Source organism: Crocosphaera watsonii WH 8501 (assembly GCF_000167195.1).
Lineage (GTDB): Bacteria > Cyanobacteriota > Cyanobacteriia > Cyanobacteriales > Microcystaceae > Crocosphaera > Crocosphaera watsonii.
This window is the reverse complement of sequence record NZ_AADV02000219.1, coordinates 1-5,883: the sequence shown is the minus strand read 5'-3', so window position 1 is coordinate 5,883 and position 5,883 is coordinate 1. Positions and strand designations below refer to the sequence as shown.

General features: G+C 33.8%; 5 protein-coding genes and 2 pseudogenes. 5 read left to right on the top strand and 2 right to left on the bottom strand.

The features are described from left to right. Positions 1–613 (top strand): transposase (locus CWATDRAFT_RS29185; RefSeq protein ID WP_007308339.1); only part of this gene is annotated, 613 nt, incomplete at its 5' end. Between the two features lie 17 nt (positions 614–630). Here CWATDRAFT_RS29185 and CWATDRAFT_RS29180 read toward each other — a convergent pair. Next, positions 631–948 carry a hypothetical protein gene (locus CWATDRAFT_RS29180; protein WP_007308338.1) on the bottom strand — a complete coding sequence of 106 codons (318 nt, stop codon included), beginning with the start codon at positions 946–948 and terminating at the stop codon, positions 631–633. A gap of 79 nt (positions 949–1,027) precedes the next feature. Here CWATDRAFT_RS29180 and CWATDRAFT_RS40740 point away from each other — a divergent pair. The 4 genes and pseudogenes from CWATDRAFT_RS40740 (at position 1,028) to CWATDRAFT_RS36450 (ending at position 5,272) form a co-directional block, all read left to right on the top strand. After that, positions 1,028–2,466, top strand: a pseudogene (locus tag CWATDRAFT_RS40740) (NF041680 family putative transposase). A 646-nt stretch (positions 2,467–3,112) separates the two neighbouring features. Beyond that, on the top strand, positions 3,113–3,565 hold the full coding sequence (locus tag CWATDRAFT_RS29165; protein ID WP_007308342.1) for a DUF29 domain-containing protein: 453 nt from the start codon (positions 3,113–3,115) through the stop codon (positions 3,563–3,565). An 86-nt stretch (positions 3,566–3,651) separates the two neighbouring features. After that, positions 3,652–3,906, top strand: a pseudogene (locus CWATDRAFT_RS34995) (DUF29 family protein); the annotation flags it as partial. A gap of 583 nt (positions 3,907–4,489) precedes the next feature. Continuing rightward, a complete protein-coding gene (locus CWATDRAFT_RS36450; protein WP_007308343.1) occupies positions 4,490–5,272 on the top strand; it encodes a PEP-CTERM sorting domain-containing protein in 783 nt (260 codons plus the stop codon). A gap of 146 nt (positions 5,273–5,418) precedes the next feature. Here CWATDRAFT_RS36450 and CWATDRAFT_RS29155 read toward each other — a convergent pair. After that, on the bottom strand, positions 5,419–5,883 hold a 465-nt coding region (locus CWATDRAFT_RS29155; RefSeq protein ID WP_007308337.1), incomplete at its 5' end, for an IS1634 family transposase.

Here is a 5,883-nt window from a genome sequence, read left to right as displayed (position 1 = left end):
TACAGATGAAATGACAGGGATTCAAGCTCTTGAGAGATTATTTCCGAACAAAAGAATCAAGCCTAAACAAGTAGAAAAAATCGAATTTGAATATGAAAGACACGGAACTTTAAGCTTGATTGCGAACTGGGATGTGGCAAGAGGAAAAGTTGTTAGTCCCTCTATTGGACCGACAAGAACAGAACAAGATTTTTCTGAACATATCCAGAGAACGATTAAGATTGATGAAAAAGCAGAATGGATTTTTATTGTAGATCAACTCAACACTCATAAATCGGAAAGCTTAGTCAAATTAGTAGCAGAAAGCTGTGGAATTACTATTGATTTGGGGAGAAAAGGAAAGGAGGGGATTTTGCAATCTATGGACAGCAGAGCAGATTTTTTATCAGATGAATCTCATCGAATTCGCTTTGTTTATATTCCCAAACATACATCGTGGCTTAATCAAATTGAGTGTTGGTTTTCGATCTTAGTCAGGCGTTTACTCAAAAGAATTACTGTCCGTTCAACTGAAGAACTATCCAAAAAAATTCTCAATTTTATTGATTACTTTAATCAACATTTTGCTAAGCCGTTCGTTTGGAAATTTAAGGGCTTTAAAGATCATAAGTGACTGGTGGATTATTTTTGCTAAGCTGCACTAGTGAGTTTTTCTACAGCATCAATATGAGCAGAACTTCCGGCTCGTCCTAAATATTTATATTTGGTTTTTTTCTCATTATTAGTGGCCATAGGAAAAATTAATTCAGCAGCCTGTAGTTTATAATACCAGTAGATTGTTCTCTTTCCATTAACCTGATAACGAATAATATGACAATTAGCTGGTGCTACTTCCCCTTCCCGTTCAATTTTCTTTATTTTCTGTTTAAGAGAGCGAATTAGACTCTTAATTTGTTTGGCTCTCAGGTGGACATCTTGACTGGTCTTAAGTTCGGAATGTGATGACATTAGCCTTAACTGTAACAAACAACCTCTTTTGATGTTAGCGTATATATTCCGCTAATTTATAAGGTAATAAATTTTAAAAATGACCAAAAATGAAACGGCTACGTCTGTCGAGGAATTCCTGGTGTGGAGGTCTAACCTCTTCCAAGGACTAAAAGCTAGAAAAGAAACTATTATAGAATTACTCGATGCCCTCTCCAGTAACCAACAAGCTCACTCAGTCGTTGAATTGTCTCTCAATCCTTTATTTAGAAGAGATTGTAACAGTTTATATAGAGGAATTCAAGAGTTTTTACCCACTCAAACTGACCCTAATTATGAACAGAGAATTGAGACTTTATTTTCAGCGGTATCGAGAACAATTCCTCCCACTTCAAAACATTATAACTTATTTGGTATTGACACAACTCCCTGTCCACGACCGTTTGCCGAAACGTTAGCGGATAAAACCTTTATTCATTACCCCAATCCAATTAAGGGAAATAAACCCATTAATATTGGACATTGTTATTCCGTTGTCTGCGCTTTACCTGACCAAATAGACACAGAAAAAGTCCCTTGGGCTGTCCCCTTATCAGGAGAGCGATTCCCCTCTAAACATAAAGGAGTAAATCAAGGCAATCAACAACTAAAAAAATCTGGCAAAGTTCTTTATTTTCTGATAAATTATCTGTATTAGTGGCTGATAGTGACTACAGCCAAAAGGATTTTATTGGGGAACAAGTTAAGCATGAAGACGTAGTTACTATTACAAGAGTTAGAAGTGACCGAGTTTTTTATCGTCAATTTATTCGGGACCCAAATCAAGCCAAAACTTCGGGACATCCCCGTTGGTATGGGGATAAATTTGACCTTAAAGATGACCAAACTTGGACTGAACCTGATGAAGTTCATCATGTTCCCTTTACAACGAAAAAAGGTCGTCAATTAACAGTGACTATTTCGGGATGGAAACAGATGTTAATGAGAGGAACTAAAAACTATAAAATGAACAATCACCCCTTTACTTTACTCCAGATTGTTGTCAGAGCTCAAGAAAGAAATAGTATTTGGAAAACTATGTGGCTTATTGTTATTGGTTCTCGGCGCGATGAGTTAAGTTTAGTTGATTGTTATCAGTGTTATCGACAACGTTATGACATGGAACATCTTTTTCGATTTGGTAAACAAAGATTATTGATGACATCTTATTTAACTCCCGATGTACATCATGAAGAAAATTGGTTTAAACTAACACTTCTTTCTTATGTAAATTTGTGGGCTGCCAGAAAATTAGCTGTGGTTTTACCCCGTGATTGGGAACAGTATTTGAAGACTAATAAATCCATCAAAATCACCCCTAGTCTAGTTCAAAGAGACTTTTCAAGAATAATTACGACCTTGGGGACTTTCGCCAAATTTCCCAAACGTCGAGGTTTTTCTTCCGGACGTATTAAAGGTTACAAAAAAGCCCCACGAACTCGTCATGATGTTATCAAGAAAGGGAGCAAAAAATCAACTAAAAACTCAAAAGCTCCTTAGTTTTCCTCAGAATCTATAGATTAGCCCTATTTGTCAGCCAATTTTATTGACTGATACAGAGCCGATATTTTGGGATTTTAGTTTAGCGTAAAATATACGCTAACGAACTTTTTTTGTTCAAAGTCCAAAACTAACAGAAATCAGAAAAAAGCAATAGTGAGACTAGCAAGGGTGAGATGAGATAATTTAATGGCAATATGACCCTTGTAAACAGTAGAAATAAAGAGAAAGCACTCTTTTTCAGACAAAAAATAGCATAATTGGTTTTAAATCTGAATAAAGTCTATTGAAATACTAAAAACGCTCATATTCTACCCCCCTCATTATTTGTCAAGGAAATGGCTGTAAAATTCTTCCTGAAAGAGTTTCAGCATAGTCAATATCTTGCATTTTGGTTAGCGATCGCAGTGAAGAAAAGTCACAAAGCCTGAATATCAAGGTTTCCAGACATTTAGGCGCAAAAGTGAAAAATCTTAAGGTTTTATTTAGATGTAGCTCTTTTTATGCTACAAAAACGGGTATAGTATACCCCCAAAAAAATGAGCAAAAATGTGTTATTATGTATTTGGAGAGTAGATTAGAGATACTGTATGTATATTTAGTCGCCTGATGGACTGCACAGCTTACGCTTTTAGCTGAGGAGAAAGTGAAAACTAATCTTTACAACACAGACTTTGCTTTATGGTTAGAAAAGCAAGCGATCGCCCTTAAAAACCGAGATATTAACTCACTAGACTGGGATGACTTAGTAGAGGAAATTGAGAGTTTGGGAAATCGTGATAAAAGGGAAATTAACAGTTTAAGTTATCGATTGTTATCTCATTTACTATTTTATTGTTATTGGACTGATCATCGAGAATTGTATCTTAATGGTTGGCAAACTGAAATTGATAATTTTCGCAATGATTTATTAGCTTTATTAGAAAGTAAGACTTATTACAATTACTTTTTAAATCAATTAGAGACTAATTATGATAAAGCCTTAAAAATGGCTAAGAAAAAAGTGGAAAGGTCAAAACTATATACTCTTCCTTCTTTTCCTCAAAACTGTCCTTTTACCATTGAACAGATATTAGATGAAGATTTTTATGAAGTATAGAATAAACCACTTAATTATTTTAAACTATTAATAATATGTCTAAAAAACTCTACGAACAAGACTTTCAGCAGTGGATATAAAAAACGATATATCAATTACAAAAGGGTAAATTTTTCTCTTTAGATATTGATAACTTAATTAAGGAATTAACCGACTTTGGAAAATAATAAAAAAGAGCATTAGAAAGTAATTTGATGATTCTGTTAGCTCATTTACTCAAACTAAAACTATAACATGATGCACCGTCATCTATGAAAGATAGCTGGTATCGTTCTATTATTGAACATCGTCAACGAGTTCATCAAAACTTAAGAGATACTGCCTCCCTTAGAGACTGTTTGTAAAGTAAATCTTAACAAAACTGTAGGGTGTATTAGCGTAGCGTAATGCACCAAAAAGCAAGTTTTCCGTGCATTACGGCACAAAAAAATTATAGTAGGGGTCAACGGCCGTTGACCCCTACTACCACAAAAATATAGTTTTCCTAATGCACCCTACTTAATATTTTGTTTAGGAACAGTCTCTTAAATCTTATTTAGAAACTGCTATAGCAATCAGTTATCAGTTGTGAGAATTAAGTGAATGCTGATCCCCCCTAACCCCCAAACCCCGTCGTTAACGACGGGGTCTGAAGGGGGGAACTAAAGGGGGGATCTTTAGGATCTCATGAATCATTACTGATTGCTATATTAAAAAAGCTTACACTGATGCTAGAAAAATAGCCATTAAAGAGGGTAAACTGGCTAAGTTTGGGGTTCGTATTACTCAAGAAAATGAATATTTTAAAAGTTGTCCTTTCACCGTTTAAAAAATATTAGATAAAGAATTTTTATGGAGTATAAAATACAAAGATTACTTTGTTGCTCTTGTCATTTTCAAATTTCAATGTTATAAGTAAAGCAAACTGTAAAACTATTTATAAATATGAAACTCACACAACTCATGAAACTCTCTAATAATGGTTTAAATACCTTAAAAATAGCTCTAATTTCCTCTTGCTTAATTGCTGCTATACCTACACAAGTAAAAGCAGCATCTATTAACATATTAAACCATAGTTTTGAAGGACCAGAAGCACCTTTAAGCCGTTTTGGTGAATTTGCTATTGGTGGCGGTAATATCAATCATTGGATAGCTAGTTCAACAACAGGGGTTTTTAATCCTAGTAAATCTGATGCTAATACAACATTTGACGCTTATTATAATGAACCTGTTCCTGATGGGGTTCAAGTTGCTTGGAGTAATGGAGGAAATATTTTTCAGCAACTTTCAGCTACCCTACAATCTAATACCGAATATACTTTAGGTGTATATGTGGGACAACGAAATAGATCAGGTTTTGTAGGATATAACATAGAATTATTAGCAGGTAATACAGTGATAGCCTCTAATAATAGTATTACACCCGCTCCTGGAACATTTTCCTTGGTAAATGTTCATTATACTAGCAGTAATAATGACCGATTAATAGGACAATCATTAGGTATTCGTTTAAGTTCTTTTGGTATTCAAACTAATTTTGATAATGTGACCCTTGAGGCAACAGCAGTTCCCGAACCCTTAACAATTTTAGGTGCAGTAACTGCCATTGGTTTTGGGACAATGTTTAAACCCAGATTCCGCACTTCAAAATGTAGTATAAAACAATACATAGTTTTAAAAAGTCCGAAAATCATACCTGGGCAAGAATATTTCTCTTTTCATTAAATTTTTAGGAAAAATAATCAAATTAAGAAGATTTATACTCATTGAAAACTTAGCAAGACTCAGCACAAACGAAGGAGAGTTTCCTCTTCTCATTTGATATCATTAGACTCTTATTCTTTTATTATTTTTGCTTTATCCAATTCAATTTATAGATAATATCTTTGACAAGATGCAGGTAATAAACTCAATATAAAATGCCTTTCTTCTGTTAAATTGACAATTTGTTTAACTCCGTTTAAAATCACATAATGAATACCTTGAAAACATTGAAATATCCACCTCAAAGTCGGACGCAATGTTACTTTCCCTACTTGATTATTTATTCCTTTTTTGACTCTTTTTAAACAATTTCTTAATTCTCTTTGCCCCAAGTTATAAATCAACAAACACAAAGACATTAAAAATAACATTGTTTCTATTCTTTCTGGTTTTTCAACGAAGAAACTATCAGTAAAAAATAAGGGATCTTTCAAAAATCGAAATCCTCTTTCCGTAGATTGCTGGTTTTTATAAGTTATCAGAATTTCACTAGCTTCTAATTTATTTTCCTCTACTAAGTTAGTTGCTAAAATAAATTTTCCTGCTTCTTTAGTCTTTCTACTTATCTCTTC

Coding starts and splice junctions, on each gene's coding strand:
- CWATDRAFT_RS29180 (WP_007308338.1), bottom strand. CDS start 948: ATGTCATCACATTCCGAACTTAAGACCAGTCAAGATGTCCACCTGAGA.
- CWATDRAFT_RS36450 (WP_007308343.1), top strand. CDS start 4,490: ATGAAACTCACACAACTCATGAAACTCTCTAATAATGGTTTAAATACC.